The following is a 16,121-nucleotide window of genomic DNA, read 5'->3' on the forward strand; positions in this document are numbered from 1 at the left end:
AGGTGCGTTGGCTGCGTGAATCATTTGGGAGAAAACCGCTATCAGTGGCAACAACTCACCGTTGCCACTTTCGCTTGTATCCAGGTGCGCATAAATGCGCACCCTACGAAAACCCCGCTCATCAAACGTAGAGTCGCCATTCATGGCGACCGATTAACGCAACTGACCAACCTTTCTCCACGCTTACCAGACCTTTCTGCTTCCTCATTGTGACTCCTTCTTGCACTCATCCCGCGTCTCATGTCAAATAGCGCCCCATGCAATCGATTGCGCGCATGTTTCGTGCATTTACTGCGGTGCAAAACATCAGGGCGCGTGAAATTGTGGCCTTTAAGCGTCATCCTTTGCGCAACGGCAGAGCTGCAAAGCCCGCGCCATAATTGGCAGCCACCGTTTGGCTGCGTTGATTAAGCTTTAACTTGTGGAGAGACAGATGGACAACTCACAAACCGGTACGCTTGGCACCGTTGAAACGGTAGCTAAGGGCTGGCGCAAGAGTGATACCGTGTGGATGCTGGGTCTGTACGGTACGGCGATTGGAGCGGGCGTACTTTTTTTACCGATTAACGCCGGTGCAGGCGGGCTGATTCCGCTGATTATTATGGCGATTCTTGCCTTTCCGATGACCTATTATGCGCACCGCGCGCTGACGCGCTTTGTGCTTTCCGGTAAAAATCCCGGCGAAGACATCACCGAAGTGGTGGAAGAGCACTTTGGCGTCGGTGCCGGCAAGATCATCACCTTGCTCTACTTCTTTGCTATCTATCCGATCCTGCTGATGTACAGCGTGGCGATCACCAATACCGTCGATAGTTTTATCGTGCATCAGCTGGGCCTGGTTTCGCCGCCGCGTGTGCTTCTGTCGCTGATTTTGATCATCGGCATGATGACGGTGGTGCGCTTTGGCGAGCAGATGATTGTGAAAGCCATGAGCGTGTTGGTGTTTCCGTTTGTGGCCGTGCTAATGCTGCTGGCGGCTTATCTGGTACCGCACTGGCATGGCGCGGCGCTGGAAACGTTGTCCCTGAGCCAGAGCGGCAGCGGTATCTGGATGACGTTATGGCTGGCGATTCCGGTGATGGTGTTTTCCTTCAATCACTCGCCGATCATCTCCTCTTTTGCCGTCGCCAAGCGTAATGAGTACGGCGATGGCGCTGAGAAGAAATGTTCACGCATCCTGGCGAATGCCCATCTTTTGATGGTGTTTACGGTGATGTTCTTTGTGTTCAGCTGTGTGCTGAGCCTGTCACCTGCTGATTTACAGGCGGCGAAAGATCAAAACATCACCATTCTCTCCTACCTGGCGAACCACTTTAATGTGCCGATGATTGCGTGGATGGGCCCGATCGTGGCGATGGTCGCCATTACCAAATCGTTCCTCGGCCACTACCTGGGCGCCCGTGAAGGTTTTAACGGCATGGTGGTGAAATCGCTGCGCAGCCGCGGTAAAAGTGTCACGCCGCAGCGCCTGAATCGTCTGACGACCGGCTTTATGCTGCTGACCACCTGGCTGGTGGCGACGCTGAATCCCAGCATCTTGGGGATGATTGAAACCCTGGGCGGGCCGATTATTGCGATGATTCTGTTCCTGATGCCGATGTACGCCATCCAGAAGGTGCCGGCAATGCGTCAGTACAGCGGTAAGATCAGTAACGTATTTGTGGTGATGATTGGCGTGCTGGCGATTTCTTCTATCGCGTATTCATTGGTGAATTAATCTTCGTCATCAACAAGGTGCGCATTAATGCGCACCTAACAATTTGGTAGGGTCGCCATTTATGGCGACCTGGCAAACCTTACACCGCAGCCGTTTTAAACACGCTCATTGACTGCGCCAAACGATCGGCCTGCTCCTGCAACGCCTGTGATGCCGCTGAGGCTTCCTGCACCAATGCGGCGTTCTGCTGCGTTACCGCTTCCATCTGCGTAATCGCAGAGTTTATCTCGCTGATCCCGCTGCTCTGTTCGCTGCTGGCAATGGTGATTTCGCTCATAATATCCGCCACGCTTTTTACGCTGTTGACCACTTCACCAATGGTGGAACCCGCATGCGTCACCAGACGGCTGCCTTCATCCACTTTCGCGACAGAATCCTCAATCAATACCTTGATCTCTTTAGCCGCAGAAGCAGAACGTGCTGCCAGATTACGCACTTCGGTGGCGACCACGGCAAAACCGCGACCTTGTTCACCCGCGCGCGCCGCTTCGACGGCAGCATTGAGGGACAAGATGTTGGTCTGGAAGGCAATGGAGTCAATCACGCTGATAATATCGACGATCTTCTTCGATGACAGGGTAATGGCTTCCATCTTCTCAATCACCTGTTCCATCACCACGCCGCCTTCTTTGGCTACGCTCGAGGTATTGGCGACCAGTTGATTGGCTTCGCGCGCATTCTCGGCATTGTGTTTCACCGTGGCGGTCATCTGCTCCATGGCGGAAGCCGTCTCTTCCAGCGAGCTCGCCTGCTGCTCGGTACGTGAGGAGAGATCGATATTGCCGCTGGAGATCTGATTTGACGCCACCGCGATGGTATCGGAACCCGCACGCACGTCCGAGACGATGGTCAAAAGATTGTCGTTCATCGCCTGCAGCGCCTGCATCAGCACGGCGGTTTCATCTTTGCCGGTGACTTCAATGTGTGAGCTCAGATCGCCCGCCGCCACTTTCCCGGCAATTTCTACCGCTTCGTTGAGCGGACGCACAATTGAACGCGTCAGCATAAAGCCCAGTACGATAGCGGCAGCAATGGCGATAGCGGAAAAGATCAGCGTCATTTCAATCGCCGATGAACCGTTATCAATAATTTTTGTGCCTTCCTGTTCCAGCTGTGCCGATTGAGAATTGGCAAAGGCTATCGCGCTATCCAGAAACGCGTTTTGCGTTTCGGTGATGGATTTCAGCACATAGGTGCTGGCCGCATCCGCATTGCCCGCGCGCACCAGCTCCAGCAACGCCTTTTTCTCTACTTCGAACTTGTCACTGGCGGCCAGCAACCCGGCAATTTTCTTTTTACCCACTTCAGTTACCTGAACCGCTTTGATTTTATTCATCGCGCTATTGGTATGTTCGGTGGCATCGGCGAGTTGCTGATAGCGTTTGACATTATTTTCGGGGCGCGTGGTATCAATCACGATGCCGCGCAGGTATTTAATCTGATCGTTGACGCCATCACGTACATCAAAACCGAGGCGCACTTTCACATAGCGATCTTCCACGATTGATGTGATGCCGGTTTTGATAGTGTTGATTTTGCTAATTGATGTCACACCGACGATGACGAGTAGTGCCACCACTAAACCAAAGGCGATGCCCAGACGGACGCCGACCTTCATATTCTTTAAGCTCAACATTGGATCTCCCCGTAATGCCAAAAATTGATGTTTCAAGATGGAAACGCAGGCAAGGCGCCCGCAGCAGGTTGATGTTTTTAAAGGTGAAAATAATTACGCAGCGTGACAAAACTGGTATGGCAGCATCGGCGCAAGCGCTTTCTGTTATCGGTTGTTAATGTGTTAACTTTAATTTTTTAGAGGTAGGTCACAGTTTGGTGAATGGTGTAAACGAGGATTTTTGGCTGGCATTAGATATGTGCGTATGAGGTTGCCATAAATGGCGGATGCGGATTTCGTCGGGTGCGCATTTACGCGCACCGGCAAAAGGGCGAAAGGACTTAACGCGGCGTTTTCAGCACGCTGTGGATCACACTGGAGAGCTCATTAATTTCGAATTTTGCTACGTATCCATCGGCGCCCACTTTGCGCACGTGATCTTCGTTGGCGCTGCCGGAGAGCGACGAATGGATCACTACCGGGATATGGCGCAAAACGTTATCGCGCTTGATATTACGCGTTAAGGTAAAACCGTCCATCTCTGGCATTTCGAGATCGGTCAGCACTAACGCGATCTTATCGTGGATCGACTCCCCGTTAGCCGCGGCTTCTTTTTGCATCTCGGTAATTTTGATCCAGGCTTCAAGCCCGGTGTTATGCATGATGGCCGGTATGCCCATGCTTTTCAGACCCTGCTCCAGCAGCTGGCGCGCCACTTTGGAATCTTCCGCCACAATAGCAACCTGACCCGGCTTCAAATTGAAATCTTTGGCCGTCTCTGCGCTTGGCTCAACGCCACGCACGGAAGGGATCACGTCATAGAGAATCTGCTCAACGTCCAGTACCATCGCCAGATTATTGCTCTGACCATCGGTATCCAGGCAGGCGATACTGGTGATGTTACGGCTACCAATGCCCGCTTCCGCGGTATGCACCTGGCTCCAGTCGAGACGGACAATATTCTCCACGGATTCAACGGCAAACGCCTGGGTGCTACGGGCATATTCGGTCACCAGCAGCAGATTCAGTCCGGTCTCTGGTTTACAGCCGGTTACCGCAGGCAGATCGATTACCGGTATAAACTGACCACGAATGCTCGCCATGCCCAGCAGCGGTGATTGCATACCTGCCGCGCGCGTAATGGTTGGCATGGGCACAATTTCACGCAGCTTAAAGACGTTGATGCCATATAGCTCAGATTTGCCTTTCAGCTGATCGGAACCCAGGCGGAACAACAGCAGTTCGAATTTATTGGAAAGCGCAAGATTGGCGCGTTCATCGATCTCTTTCTGAAAATTATCCATCATGGCCTCGGGGCTGAATCTGGGCAGGGCAAAATCGCCATGATTAACTTATCGGCAGAAGGGCGAAAAAATGAAGGGAAAGGGGATGAAATTTTAGCGTGAGAGCGACGCCCTCACGCTTGAGGAGATTACTTCAGCAGGATGGCACGCACGCTTTTGCCTTTGATCTTGCCCTCTTTCAGCTTGATCAGCGCTTTTTTCGCCTGTGCGGCATCAATAGCAACATAGGCATGCGTTGCGGTCATGTCGATCTTGCCAATCTGATCGCCGCTGAATCCGGCTTCACCGGTCAACGCGCCGAGGATATCACCCGGACGGATTTTCGCTTTGCGGCCGCCATCAATGCACAGCGTCATTTTCGTGGCGGGCAACGGCGTCGCGCTGCTGCCTTTCAGCGTGCTGGAGGAAACCCAGTTGAGTTTCTGCTGCAGATACTCCTCCAGCGCATTCGCGCGCACCATTTCGTCGGGAGCCACAAAGCTCACCGCCAATCCCTTTTCACCCGCGCGCCCGGTACGACCGATACGGTGAATGTGTACCTCCGGATCCCACGCCAGCTGGAAGTTCACCACTAAGGCCAGCGATTTAATATCCAGACCGCGCGCGGCCACGTCGGTGGCGATCAACACCCGGATGCTGCCGTTAGCGAAGCGAATCAGCACGCGTTCACGATCGCGCTGCTCGAGATCGCCATGCAGCGCCAGAGCACTGATGTTGCGTTCATTTAGCGCAGCGGCGATGTCATCGCATTCACGTTTGGTATTACAGAACACCACGCACGATGCCGGCTGCTGTTGGCTGAGCAGGGCACCGAGCAGGCTGTGACGCTCTTTGGCGCTGGCTTCAATAAACTGCTGCTCAATGGCCGGCAGTTCAGACTTATCTTCAGTGGCCACCGCCAGCGCATCGCGCTGGAAACGCTGGCTGAGGCTGGCAATGGTATCTGGCCAGGTAGCGGAGAACAGCAGCGTTTGCCGTGTTTCGGGGGTGAAACCAATAATCGCTTCCATATCGTCGCGGAAGCCCATCTCCAGCATGCGATCCGCTTCGTCCAGCACCAGCGTTTGCAGCTGGCTGAGATCGAGATTGTCGCGCTTGAGGTGATCGAGTAGACGGCCCGGCGTGCCCACCACGATATGCGGCGCATGGACCAGCGAGTCGCGCTGCGCGCTCATCGGCTGGCCGCCGCACAGCGTCAGGATCTTAATATTGCGGGTAAAACGTGCCAGCTGGCGCAGAACGTTGCTGACCTGGTCGGCCAGTTCGCGCGTGGGGCAGAGGATCAGCGCCTGCGTATGAAACTGGCTGTTGTCGATGCGGTTCAATAAGCCGACACCAAATGCGGCGGTTTTGCCGCTGCCGGTTTTCGCCTGCGCACGCACGTCGCGCCCTTCCAGAATGGCGGGCAGGGAAGCGGCCTGAATCGGCGTCATGGCGTCGAAACCCATCTCGCGCAGGTTATCGAGTTGGCTGGCAGGCAGTTGCGTCAGGGTAGAAAAAGCAGTCACGGAAATGTCTCTAATTGCGGGTAGGATTGCGGCGGTCAGTCTGGCAGAAAGGGCGGTGATCGGCAATGGCAAAAGCGCAGGTGGTTTACCCCGGAAACCAGTTAGCCTCGCCACCGCATTGTTGAGTTTATGAGCGAAAACTATCGCATAGTTCTAATGTTTTTGCGGTTGATTTTGTTGCGCCATGAAGGGTTAGAATCAGACATCTTTAGCCAGTTGGGGTGATTAGCAAGAATTTGCCGCTTATTCAGCGCTTATTCGCCACCCTTTTGCAGGCGTTATGCTTATGTGTGCCTAAGGGCTGGGAAAATTCTGATTAAAGATTATGGTCGATTTGCTTTATATTTAGCGCGCCATTTGGCGAACGATTAAAACCCAAGATACTTCAGAGGTCATTTCATTGAGTCATTATGTCCAGGGACAAAACGAAGACATTCTGAAAATCGTCGGCCGCGCCGTGTTAACGCTGCATCTGCATGGGGAAACGTTATCTTCGGATAAAGTGAGCTCTATGATTGCCTGTTACGCGGAAGAAGAGCCTGTCAGCGACGATGAAAACCAGCGATTGTATGCGCTGGCGATTCAGATGCTTTCGTAAATCCAGCACTCATCGGGTGTGCGCATGCCACCCTTTTTATGTCGTACGTAAAGCCTCCTTGCGGAGGCTTTTTTGTTGCTGGCAGGACTCGAATGCGGGACGGTCGCCATCAATGGCGTCACTATGATTCGCACAATGATTGGGACGGTCGCCATTAATGGCGACCCTACAACACTGTAGGGTGCGCATTTATGCGCACCTGGGAACATCAGGCGCTGAACACCGGCAATCCGCGCTGGAAGGTGGCGCGCACCGGGGAAATGCGTGCCACGGCTTCGGCGGAACAGCTGGCCTCGACCAACATCATGCTGGCTTCATCGTCCAGCTGGGGCCACTGCCGCTCGCCCTGATTCGACAACGGCAAAATTCCGCCGGTGGCTATGTGCAGCGCACGACTTAAGCCAAACTCATCAGAACCGCGATACAGCTGCGCATACACATTGGCTTTTTCCAGCATGCTGCCGCTACCAAACGGCGACCAGTGATCGATCACGCTATCGGTACCGGTCATCACCGTGATGCCCGCCGCCTGGAGCTGCGGCAGCGGCATGGTCAGCTTACCGATTGGGATGGTAGAAGCCACGCTCATCTGCTGCTCGGCCATGCCGGCAATCATCTGATCCAGCGCTTTGCCTTCAAGCGTTGCGAGCGCAAAGCCATGGCTCAGCGTGACTTTGCCTTTCAGCTGTGGATTTTTCGCGATGGTATCGATCATGTACTGAATGGCCGCCACGCCGGAGGGCGAGGTTTCGTGCAGGTGGATATCTACGCCGCGCTGGAAATCAAGCGCTATCTGGAACATCGCATCCAGCGACGCCTGCATCGCGCCATCCACGTTGGTTGGATCGAGTCCGCCGACGAACTCGACGCCCATCTGCATCGCTTCACGCATTAATCCATCAACCTTCGAGTGCAGCAAACCATGCTGCGGAAAAGCGACAATCTCACACGGGAATTGCGGATGGTTAGCCAATGCCAGCTTGAGATGCTCAAGACTTTTCAGGCCGCTAACCGGATCGATATTGCAGTGGCTGCGCGCTTCGGTGGTGCCTTTACTGTGCAACAAGCCAATGATCGCTTCGGCGCGTGCCTGTGAGGTGGGCAGCAGCTGCGGGATCAGCACCTGTTCCCGGGCAATCATATCCATGATGGTTTTGCCCTGACGCGGACGTGGTGCTTGCCACGGACCGCCGTAGAAGGTTTTGTCGAGATGGATATGCATATCGCGGGTGCGCGGCAGCAGCAGAGCGCCGTTGGCATCCCACTGGGGCAATGCGGCATTACGGGCCTTGCCTGCCGGTTCAATCGCGGCGAATTTGCCCTCTTTGACGGTGATGTCATACAGCGCGGTGCGCGTGGCAATCACGTCGTTACCGTCGCGCTCAAAACCCTCTTCGAGGCGCACATTGAGCAGCTGGTAATGGGCGACGCGCGGGGGTGGAGTATGAGGCTGCGTTTTTTCAGGCAATAACGGTGAAGCTTGTCCGGCGTAGCTGATACCGGCTGCCAGCAGGCTACCGGCGGCGGTCAGACTAAGAAATTCGCGACGGCTGGGAGAGGTGAGTTGCATCAGAGGCTCCATCAAATGAAAACGCCTAATCTGGCAAAACCCGGCGCGGGGCGCTGCGATATTTTCCACTGACTGGCAGTGGGAAAATCACTGCCACTGCAAATGGCAAAACCTGACCAGCGCGGCGGCCAGTGCCTGTTGCAAATCGTCCTGCGGCGAACGGCAAAACAGTGCCAGTTCAAAATGGCTGATGTCAGGTAAACCTTCGGCTTCGCCTAATACGCGATGTTCAGGCAGGCGACAGCTGGCGGGCAGCAGGGTGACACCCAATCCGGCGGCGCTGGCGCTGGCAAGCGCGACGAGGCTGGCGCTGCTGTAGCTGATGCGCCAGCCGCGGCCAAGGTGATCCAGCGTCTGCGCCATCTCTTCGCGATACAACCCGAGCTGCGGGAACACCACCAGCGGTACCGGCGTTTGCTCAAAGCAGGGATGCGCGGCGCTATCCAGCCACAGCAGCGGCTCCGGGCGCGAGGCCAGCGGCCGCTCGCCGCCCGGCTGCTTGATCAACATGATATCCAGCTCTTCGCGCTGCCACGCGCGGTGCAGATCGACATACATGCCGCTCATGACATCCAGCCGTAGCTGCGGATGCTCGCGGCTGAATTCCGCCAGCAAACTGGCCGTGGGCGCGGCGAAATCTTCCGGTACCCCCAGGCGCAAAATGCCATCGCGCCATTTGTCGCTCAGCACATCGTGCGCTTCGCCGTTCAGGGCAATAATGCGCCGCGCATAACCGAGTAGTTTTTCCCCCTCTTCGGTTAACGCCACCTGATGCGACGTCCGCTCCAGCAGCGCTTTACCTATCATCTCTTCCAGACGGCGTACTTGCTGGCTGACGGTAGATTGCGAGAGATGCACGCGCTCGGCGGCGCGGGTAAAGCTGGTGGTTTCGCATACCGCCACAAAACTGAGCAGCTGCTGCGGAGTAAACATCGGTTGACGATTCATTTTTCCACTGGTCGCTATGGTGTTATTTCATTTCCAAATAGTACTGACTGCTGCGATGCTGGCAACCTTTTCACTATTGGATTGCGTATGAACCGACATTCCAACGGACTGACGCTCGCCGCTTTAGTGCTGGCTGGGCTGAATATGCGTCCGTTACTGACTTCAATTAGCCCGCTGCTCGGCCAGTTACGCCAGGCGATGGGGCTCTCTCCGCTGGCCGCCTCACTGCTGCCCGCCGTGCCGATGGTGATGATGGGGGCGGTTGCGCTGCTCAGCGCCTCGCTGATGCAGCGCGTGCCGCTGCAACGATTATTATTGGGCGGCTTAATCCTGTTATTGCTGGCGCTGCTGGCGCGTGGCGTGATCCATGACGGCAGTTGGCTAGTGATCAGCGCCTTGTTCGGTGGACTTGGCGTGGGCGTGGTACAGATGGCGATGCCAGGATTGATCCGTCAACGCTTTGCCCAGCGTAGCGCACCGGTGACCGGCTTATGGGCCGGCGCGCTGATGGGCGGCGGCGGGCTGGGAGCGGCGCTGTCGCCATGGCTCAGCGCGCAGTTCGGCTGGTCGCTGGCGCTAACGGGCTGGGCGCTACCGGTGCTGCTGGCAATAGCATTGTGGCTGTGCGTGCGCGTGCCTGCCGCAGCCAGCAGGGAGAAGATTGTGCTGCCAGCGCTGTGGCGCAAGCCGCGCGCCTGGACGCTGGCGCTGAGCTTCGGGCTGGTGAACGGCGGTTATGCAACCTGTGTTGCCTGGTTGCCGGATGCCTACCATCATCTTGGCTGGTCGGCGCAGGCCGGTGGCTCGCTGCTGGGGGTGATGATTCTGTGTCAGGTGGCTGGAGCGTTATTGATGCCGCTGCTGGCGCGCAAGGCCGATCGCCGTCCACAGCTGATTATTAGCCTGATTTGTCAGTTGCTCGGCATGAGCGGCTTTCTGTTTGCACCGCTGCTGGCACCGTGGCTGTGGGCCGCGATCGCCGGTTTTGGCCTGGGCGCGGCGTTTCCGCTGGCGATGGTATTGGCACTCGATCACCTGCCGCATCCACAGGCTGGCGCACGGCTGGTGGCGTTTATGCAGGGGGCGGGTTTTATCATCGCCGGCTGCATGCCGTTTATCGCGGGCCAGCTTCAGGCATTCACCCACAGTTTCAGCAGCGTCTGGCTGATGCAAACCCTGGTGACAGTTGGGCTAATTGTGCTCAATCTGCGCTTCCATCCCCGCAGTTATGGTCGGGCCTTTGGTTGAATTAACGATAATTGGTCCTACCAAAATCGTTAAATGTTGCCATATCGTCACATAACACGAAAAATCACACCTGCTTCGTTGCTTTAGGTTAACAATGCATTAACTATCTGGAGCCAGAAAGCCCGGCGCCCTGAATGTGGTCCTACCAATTCAGGGCAGAACAGGGCAATAGCGGCGGCGCGCACCTGCATTAGCCGATGCGCCGCCCCCTTCTGGTCACCTCTGGAGTAAACGGCATGCAGGTATGGCAACAAAACTACGATCCGCTCGATAATTTGTGGCTCTCCAGCCTTGTGGCGGTGATCCCGATTGTGTTTTTTTTCTTCGCGCTGATTAAGCTCAAGCTAAAAGGCTATCAGGCGGGTACCGCCACCGTGGTGATTGCGCTGCTGGTGGCGCTGTTTCTGTACGGTATGCCGTTAGGCCAGGCGCTGGCATCCGTGGTCTACGGATTTTTATACGGCTTGTGGCCCATCGCCTGGATTATCGTCGCGGCGGTGTTTGTCTACAAAATCTCGGTAAAAACCGGCCAGTTCGACATCATTCGCGCCTCGATCCTGACGATAACGCCCGATCAGCGTTTGCAGATGCTGATCGTCGGCTTCTGTTTCGGTGCCTTCCTGGAAGGTGCGGCGGGCTTTGGTGCGCCGGTGGCGATCACCGCCGCGCTGCTGGTGGGTTTGGGTTTCAATCCGCTGTATGCCGCAGGGCTTTGCCTGATTGTGAACACCGCACCGGTGGCGTTTGGCGCGATGGGCATTCCGATTATTGTTGCCGGGCAAGTGACCGGAATCGACAGCTTCCAGATTGGACAGATGGCGGGGCGTCAGCTGCCGTTCCTCACCATGATTGTGCTGTTCTGGATCATGGCGATTATGGATGGCTGGCGCGGCGTGAAAGAGACCTGGCCGGCGGTGATCGTCGCAGGCGGATCCTTTGCCATCGCCCAGTTCTTAAGCTCTAACTTTCTTGGCCCGGAACTGCCCGACATCATCTCCTCACTGGTATCGCTGGTCTGCCTGACGCTGTTTCTGCGCCGCTGGCAGCCGGTGCGCATTTTCCGCTTTGAGCAGGCCGCGGTAGATGCGAACAATACGCAGCAGCGCTACAGCCTGGGCCAGATTGTGCGTGCATGGATGCCATTCCTGTTTCTCACCGCCACCGTAACGCTGTGGAGTATTCCGCCGTTTAAAGCGCTGTTCGCCAAAGGCGGCGCGATGTATGACTGGGTGTTCACCGTGCCGGTGCCGCTGCTGAATGAACTGGTGGCGCGCATGCCGCCGGTGGTGAACGCGGCGACGCCATATCCGGCGCTGTTCAAGTTTGATGTGTTGTCGGCCACCGGGACAGCGATTTTGCTGGCGGCGGTATTGTCTGTCATCTGGCTGCGCATGAAGCCGAAGGCGGCAATCGAGACCTTTGGCGAAACGCTGAAGGAGCTGGCGCTGCCGATTTACTCCATCGGTATGGTGCTGGCATTTGCCTTTATCTCCAACTATTCCGGCCTGTCGGCGACCTTAGCGCTGGCGCTGGCGCATACCGGTAATGCCTTTACTTTCTTCTCGCCGTTCCTTGGCTGGCTCGGCGTGTTTCTTACCGGTTCAGATACCTCATCGAACGCGCTGTTTGCTGCGCTACAGGCAACAACGGCGCAGCAGATTGGCGTGTCGGATGTGTTGCTGGTGGCGGCCAATACCACCGGCGGGGTAACCGGCAAGATGATTTCACCGCAGTCGATTGCCATTGCCTGTGCCGCCGTTGGGCTGGTGGGCAAAGAGTCGGATCTGTTCCGTTTCACCGTCAAACATAGCCTGATCTTTACCTGCATGGTCGGCGTGATTACCACGCTTCAGGCTTATGTCCTCACCTGGATGATTCCATGACTGAAAACACGCCGCGCTCAGCGGATACGCTACGGGCGCGACTCTGCACCTGGATGAGTGAACGCCAGCTTGAGCCGGGGATGCGTTTACCCTCGGAACGTGCGCTGTCAGCCGAATTGGGTGTTTCGCGCTCGTCGCTGCGCGAGGCGATTCAGCAGCTGATCAGCAGCGGCGTGTTAATCAGTAAACGCGGCGGCGGCACCTGGCTGTGTCAACCGCAGGAGCCGTGGCCGGAGCAGCGTATCGTTGAGCCGATTCGTCAGCTGCTGGCCGCCGATCCCGATTATCGCTATGACATTCTGGAAGCGCGCCACGCTATTGAAGCCAGTACTGCGTGGCATGCGGCGTTACGCGCCACGGAATCTGACAAAGAGAAGCTGCGCTACGCCTTTGACGCGCTGCTGAAGATGCATGAGAGCGACGATCCCGATCTCGCCGCGCAGGCCGATCTGCGCTTCCATCTCGCCATCGCCGAAGCCTCACATAACGTGGTGCTGCTGCAAACCATGCGCGGTTTTTTCGATCTGCTGCAATCTTCGGTGCTGCACAGCCGTCAACGCATGTATACCCATCCGGTGATTTTCAATCGCCTGCACGAACAGCATCAGGCGATGTTTGATGCGGTCATGGCCGGCGACGCTGAAGCCGCGCGCCAGGCGGCGATGGATCACCTCGGTTTTGTGCACACCACCATGAAAACTCTGCATGAAGATGAAGCGCGGCAGGCGCGGATTACGCGTCTGCCGGGCCATGATTTACCTCAGCATAAGGAAAAAAACGGATGATCATTTCAGCTGCCAGTGACTATCGCGCCGCGGCGCAACGCATCTTACCCCCGTTCCTGTTTCACTATCTGGACGGTGGCGCCTATGCCGAGCACACGCTGAAGCGCAACGTCGCCGATCTCTCCGATGTCGCGCTGCGCCAGCGCGTGCTGAAAAATATGTCGGAACTGAGCCTTGAGACCAAACTGTTCAATGAAACTTTATCGATGCCGGTGGCGCTGGCACCGGTGGGACTGTGCGGCATGTATGCGCGACGAGGCGAAGTGCAGGCGGCACGTGCCGCGGCGCTGAAAGGCATTCCATTTACGCTCTCTACGGTCTCGGTTTGCCCGATCGAAGAGGTGGCACCGGCGATTAACCGTCCGATGTGGTTCCAGCTCTACGTGCTGCGCGATCGCGGCTTTATGCGCAATGCGCTGGAGCGTGCCAAAGCCGCCGGTTGTACCACGCTGGTATTCACCGTGGATATGCCGACGCCGGGCGCGCGCTATCGTGATGCGCACTCGGGGATGAGCGGCCCGAATGCGGCCATGCGCCGTTACTGGCAGGCGGCAACGCATCCGCAATGGGCGTGGGATGTGGGGTTACATGGCCGTCCGCACGATCTTGGCAATATCTCTACCTATCTTGGCAAACCGACCGGGCTGGAAGATTACATTGGCTGGCTGGCGAACAACTTCGATCCGTCGATCTCCTGGAAAGATCTGGAGTGGATCCGCGAATTCTGGGATGGACCGATGGTGATCAAAGGCATTCTCGATGCCGACGATGCGCGCGATGCGGTGCGCTTTGGCGCCGATGGCATTGTGGTGTCAAATCATGGCGGGCGCCAGCTGGACGGCGTGCTCTCTTCAGCGCGCGCGTTACCGGCAATTGCCGATGCGGTAAAAGGTGACATTACCATTCTGGCCGACAGCGGTATTCGTAGCGGATTGGATGTGGTGCGCATGATCGCGCTTGGTGCCGATAGCGTGCTGTTGGGCCGCGCCTTTGTGTATGCATTGGCAACGCATGGTCAGCGCGGCGTGGAGAATTTGCTCAATTTGATTGAGAAAGAGATGAAAGTGGCGATGACGCTGACCGGTGCGAAATCCATTCACGAGATTACGCAGGCGTCGCTGGTGCAGGCCAATGCGCTGCTGAGCGAGGCAGGATTGAGCCCGGCACGGCCGCGCGCGGTGAGCTAAGCGCCAGCAAAATCAGGGAGGTTGTCTATACTCATTACCTGTCGAACTAAACAGGAGGAATGACATGACCATTCATAAGAAAGGATCGGCCCATTGGGAAGGCGACATCAAAGGCAAAGGAACGGTAAGTACTGAAAGCGGCGTGTTGAGCAATCAACCGTACGGTTTCAACACCCGTTTTGAAGGGCAGAAGGGTACCAACCCGGAAGAGCTGATTGGTGCAGCACATGCCGCTTGTTTCTCCATGGCGTTGTCGCTGATGTTGGGCAATGAAGGACATAAAGCGACCAGCATCGATACCACTGCTGATGTGTCGCTGGATAAAAAGGGCGAGGGTTTTGCCATCACCAAAATCGCGCTGACCAGCGCCATTGTGCTGCCAGGCATTGAGGATGCGAAGTTCGATGAGATTATCCAGAAAGCCAAAGCGGGCTGCCCGGTGTCTCAGGTACTGAACGCTGAGATCACGCTCGACTATACGCTGAATAAATAATCGCCCTTCCGGGTGACCAGCGTTAGAATCAACAATGCGCCTCAGGGCGCATTGTTGCTTTCTGTCATCTGGAGGGTGCGTGGCAAAAAAACTGGCTGCAACCAAACACTGGAAAATGATAGTGGTGCTGTTATGCATCTGTGGCGCGCTGATGCTGATTCGCTGGGCGGCCATGTTATGGGGCTAAAAGACTGGATTTGCAGCCACAAGCTCGGCGTGCTGGTGATGGTGATTTTAGTGCTGGAGCTGCTGCACTATCTGCTCACGGCGTCGTGGTTCCCGTGGCAGATTAGCTAATCAATCAGGCGTACTCGCCGTCTGTCTGGCGTACGTTACGCACGCTGCTGCGCGCAATGCGATAAGCCTTGCGTGGATCGCCCGCCACAAACTCAAAGGTTGGCGAGAAGTAAAACGGCAGCCAGCCGCCGAAGCCGCTCTCCCATTCCCAACGCACGGGGCAGGGCCAGAGAATGCCATCATACAAAATGTAATAAACCCAGCGTCCGTTTGGACGACGGGGGCGAGGTGTTTTCATTGGATTCACAACGGTAATAGTGAAAAGCAGCTTATATTTTGAACGCTACAACCCATTCTTGCAATGCCGTCTGGCTGTTTTTTGCGCAACTGTAATAAAACTGGCACCGAATTAACGGTGCACTTCGCCACAAAGTAAGACCACGTTAGGCCGAACTTTATGGATGCGATCGGCCATTTGCTCACAGGCCACTTTGGTTGGGTAAATCCGCTCCGATACCGGCAACGCATCGCAGGCATCATGCCCACACGCGCTCACTAACAAAACAAAACCAATCAGCATACTCAGACTCCTTTAACACCTTCTCGCTGGTACGGAATGTGTGGCTGGTCGTTCCCTTTTTTGATCCAGTATAGCTAAACGCGTCGGGAGTCAATTATCACCCTGAGCGGCTTTCTTGTTCGGTCGGCAAGATTATACCCATCGTGGCGCGCATCAGCAGCGTAATCTGGGCTAAACTGTGCGGCCCTGACAATAATGATGAGTGAGTAAACCATGTCTAACGAAATTGCCCATCCGGCCAGCAGCCCTAAACAAGCCGCCCTGCAGCTGGTGATTGAACTGGTCCGCGCGGGAAAACTGAGCCCGCTGCACGGCGATGCGTCAAATATGATCTCCATTTACGAGCAGTTCAAAAACCATTTCGAAGCGGAAAAAGCGTAGTTTTTCTGGTCAGCGATCGCCATGAATGGCGTAATGCCGCTCATTTGAGCCATAAAAACCGCGTTAT

At 56.0% G+C, this 16,121-nt stretch carries 16 protein-coding genes; 9 read left to right on the forward strand and 7 right to left on the reverse strand.

The window, feature by feature from the left end; translation table 11 throughout:
• Nucleotides 1-433: 433 nt before the first annotated feature.
• Nucleotides 434-1,717, forward strand: a complete 1,284-nt coding sequence (locus tag ACIP6T_RS00345; RefSeq protein ID WP_097094794.1) for an HAAAP family serine/threonine permease — start codon at nt 434-436, stop codon at nt 1,715-1,717.
• A 79-nt stretch (nt 1,718-1,796) separates the two neighbouring features.
• On the opposite strand, the gene ACIP6T_RS00350 is transcribed toward ACIP6T_RS00345, so the two are convergent.
• The 3 genes from ACIP6T_RS00350 to dbpA all read right to left on the reverse strand — a co-directional run bounded on the left by ACIP6T_RS00350 (nt 1,797) and on the right by dbpA (nt 6,144).
• Nucleotides 1,797-3,353, reverse strand: a complete 1,557-nt coding sequence (locus ACIP6T_RS00350) for a methyl-accepting chemotaxis protein (protein WP_097094793.1) — start codon at nt 3,351-3,353, stop codon at nt 1,797-1,799.
• 320 nt (nt 3,354-3,673) lie between these two features.
• The gene (locus ACIP6T_RS00355; protein ID WP_345829924.1) at nt 3,674-4,636 is read right to left on the reverse strand and encodes a chemotaxis protein; all 963 of its coding nucleotides are present in this window, start codon (nt 4,634-4,636) and stop codon (nt 3,674-3,676) included.
• Nucleotides 4,637-4,764: 128 nt separating this feature from the next.
• Complete coding sequence (gene dbpA / locus ACIP6T_RS00360) at nt 4,765-6,144, reverse strand: ATP-dependent RNA helicase DbpA (RefSeq protein WP_400454740.1); 1,380 nt, start codon at nt 6,142-6,144, stop codon at nt 4,765-4,767.
• 400 nt (nt 6,145-6,544) lie between these two features.
• Here dbpA and ACIP6T_RS00365 point away from each other — a divergent pair, with 400 nt between their 5' ends.
• On the forward strand, nt 6,545-6,742 hold the full coding sequence (locus tag ACIP6T_RS00365; protein ID WP_039333073.1) for a hypothetical protein: 198 nt from the start codon (nt 6,545-6,547) through the stop codon (nt 6,740-6,742).
• A 208-nt stretch (nt 6,743-6,950) separates the two neighbouring features.
• Here ACIP6T_RS00365 and ACIP6T_RS00370 read toward each other — a convergent pair whose 3' ends face one another.
• Entirely contained in the window at nt 6,951-8,312 is a 1,362-nt protein-coding gene (locus ACIP6T_RS00370; protein ID WP_400454742.1) for an amidohydrolase family protein, read from the reverse strand.
• Between the two features lie 87 nt (nt 8,313-8,399).
• Nucleotides 8,400-9,260: a LysR family transcriptional regulator gene (locus ACIP6T_RS00375; RefSeq protein WP_097094790.1), complete on the reverse strand. Its 861-nt coding sequence runs from the start codon at nt 9,258-9,260 to the stop codon at nt 8,400-8,402.
• A gap of 87 nt (nt 9,261-9,347) precedes the next feature.
• Between ACIP6T_RS00375 and ACIP6T_RS00380 the strand changes: the two genes are divergently transcribed.
• From ACIP6T_RS00380 to yniD, 6 genes are all read left to right on the forward strand, one after another.
• Complete coding sequence (locus ACIP6T_RS00380; protein ID WP_097094789.1) at nt 9,348-10,508, forward strand: cyanate transporter; 1,161 nt, start codon at nt 9,348-9,350, stop codon at nt 10,506-10,508.
• 236 nt (nt 10,509-10,744) lie between these two features.
• The gene (gene lldP / locus ACIP6T_RS00385; protein ID WP_097094788.1) at nt 10,745-12,391 is read left to right on the forward strand and encodes an L-lactate permease; all 1,647 of its coding nucleotides are present in this window, start codon (nt 10,745-10,747) and stop codon (nt 12,389-12,391) included.
• Nucleotides 12,388-13,176, forward strand: coding sequence for a transcriptional regulator LldR (lldR, locus tag ACIP6T_RS00390; RefSeq protein WP_400454745.1), 789 nt, complete (start codon nt 12,388-12,390; stop codon nt 13,174-13,176). The genes lldP and lldR overlap by 4 nt, the downstream gene beginning before the upstream one ends.
• Complete coding sequence (gene lldD / locus ACIP6T_RS00395; RefSeq protein ID WP_097094786.1) at nt 13,173-14,363, forward strand: FMN-dependent L-lactate dehydrogenase LldD; 1,191 nt, start codon at nt 13,173-13,175, stop codon at nt 14,361-14,363. Before lldR ends, lldD begins: the two co-directional genes overlap by 4 nt.
• Before the next feature lie 64 nt (nt 14,364-14,427).
• Nucleotides 14,428-14,856: an OsmC family protein gene (locus ACIP6T_RS00400; protein ID WP_097094785.1), complete on the forward strand. Its 429-nt coding sequence runs from the start codon at nt 14,428-14,430 to the stop codon at nt 14,854-14,856.
• A gap of 79 nt (nt 14,857-14,935) precedes the next feature.
• Nucleotides 14,936-15,043 carry a small membrane protein YniD gene (gene yniD / locus ACIP6T_RS00405; RefSeq protein ID WP_097094784.1) on the forward strand — a complete coding sequence of 36 codons (108 nt, stop codon included), beginning with the start codon at nt 14,936-14,938 and terminating at the stop codon, nt 15,041-15,043.
• A gap of 114 nt (nt 15,044-15,157) precedes the next feature.
• Here yniD and ACIP6T_RS00410 read toward each other — a convergent pair whose 3' ends face one another.
• Together ACIP6T_RS00410 and ACIP6T_RS00415 are read right to left on the reverse strand one after the other, a co-directional pair.
• On the reverse strand, nt 15,158-15,391 hold the full coding sequence (locus ACIP6T_RS00410) for a hypothetical protein (protein ID WP_400454749.1): 234 nt from the start codon (nt 15,389-15,391) through the stop codon (nt 15,158-15,160).
• Between the two features lie 111 nt (nt 15,392-15,502).
• Nucleotides 15,503-15,673 (reverse strand): hypothetical protein, encoded by a 171-nt coding sequence (locus ACIP6T_RS00415; RefSeq protein ID WP_007887091.1) that lies wholly within the window; start codon nt 15,671-15,673, stop codon nt 15,503-15,505.
• A 213-nt stretch (nt 15,674-15,886) separates the two neighbouring features.
• Between ACIP6T_RS00415 and ACIP6T_RS00420 the strand changes: the two genes are divergently transcribed.
• Nucleotides 15,887-16,054, forward strand: coding sequence for a hypothetical protein (locus ACIP6T_RS00420; RefSeq protein ID WP_176519132.1), 168 nt, complete (start codon nt 15,887-15,889; stop codon nt 16,052-16,054).
• The last annotated feature ends 67 nt before the right edge of the window (nt 16,055-16,121 follow it).

Source organism: Pantoea sp. NPDC088449, assembly GCF_044753225.1.
GTDB classification, from domain to species: Bacteria; Pseudomonadota; Gammaproteobacteria; order Enterobacterales; family Enterobacteriaceae; genus Pantoea; species Pantoea floridensis.

Bases quoted from the DNA above. Each gene is read 5' to 3' on its own strand.
- ACIP6T_RS00350 (WP_097094793.1), bottom strand. From the start codon at position 3,353: ATGTTGAGCTTAAAGAATATGAAGGTCGGCGTCCGTCTGGGCATCGCC.
- lldP (WP_097094788.1), top strand. From the start codon at position 10,745: ATGCAGGTATGGCAACAAAACTACGATCCGCTCGATAATTTGTGGCTC.
- lldR (WP_400454745.1), top strand. From the start codon at position 12,388: ATGACTGAAAACACGCCGCGCTCAGCGGATACGCTACGGGCGCGACTC.
- ACIP6T_RS00355 (WP_345829924.1), bottom strand. From the start codon at position 4,636: ATGGATAATTTTCAGAAAGAGATCGATGAACGCGCCAATCTTGCGCTT.
- ACIP6T_RS00415 (WP_007887091.1), bottom strand. From the start codon at position 15,673: ATGCTGATTGGTTTTGTTTTGTTAGTGAGCGCGTGTGGGCATGATGCC.
- ACIP6T_RS00370 (WP_400454742.1), bottom strand. From the start codon at position 8,312: ATGCAACTCACCTCTCCCAGCCGTCGCGAATTTCTTAGTCTGACCGCC.
- ACIP6T_RS00380 (WP_097094789.1), top strand. From the start codon at position 9,348: ATGAACCGACATTCCAACGGACTGACGCTCGCCGCTTTAGTGCTGGCT.
- ACIP6T_RS00375 (WP_097094790.1), bottom strand. From the start codon at position 9,260: ATGAATCGTCAACCGATGTTTACTCCGCAGCAGCTGCTCAGTTTTGTG.
- ACIP6T_RS00400 (WP_097094785.1), top strand. From the start codon at position 14,428: ATGACCATTCATAAGAAAGGATCGGCCCATTGGGAAGGCGACATCAAA.
- ACIP6T_RS00420 (WP_176519132.1), top strand. From the start codon at position 15,887: ATGTCTAACGAAATTGCCCATCCGGCCAGCAGCCCTAAACAAGCCGCC.
- ACIP6T_RS00410 (WP_400454749.1), bottom strand. From the start codon at position 15,391: ATGAAAACACCTCGCCCCCGTCGTCCAAACGGACGCTGGGTTTATTAC.
- lldD (WP_097094786.1), top strand. From the start codon at position 13,173: ATGATCATTTCAGCTGCCAGTGACTATCGCGCCGCGGCGCAACGCATC.
- ACIP6T_RS00345 (WP_097094794.1), top strand. From the start codon at position 434: ATGGACAACTCACAAACCGGTACGCTTGGCACCGTTGAAACGGTAGCT.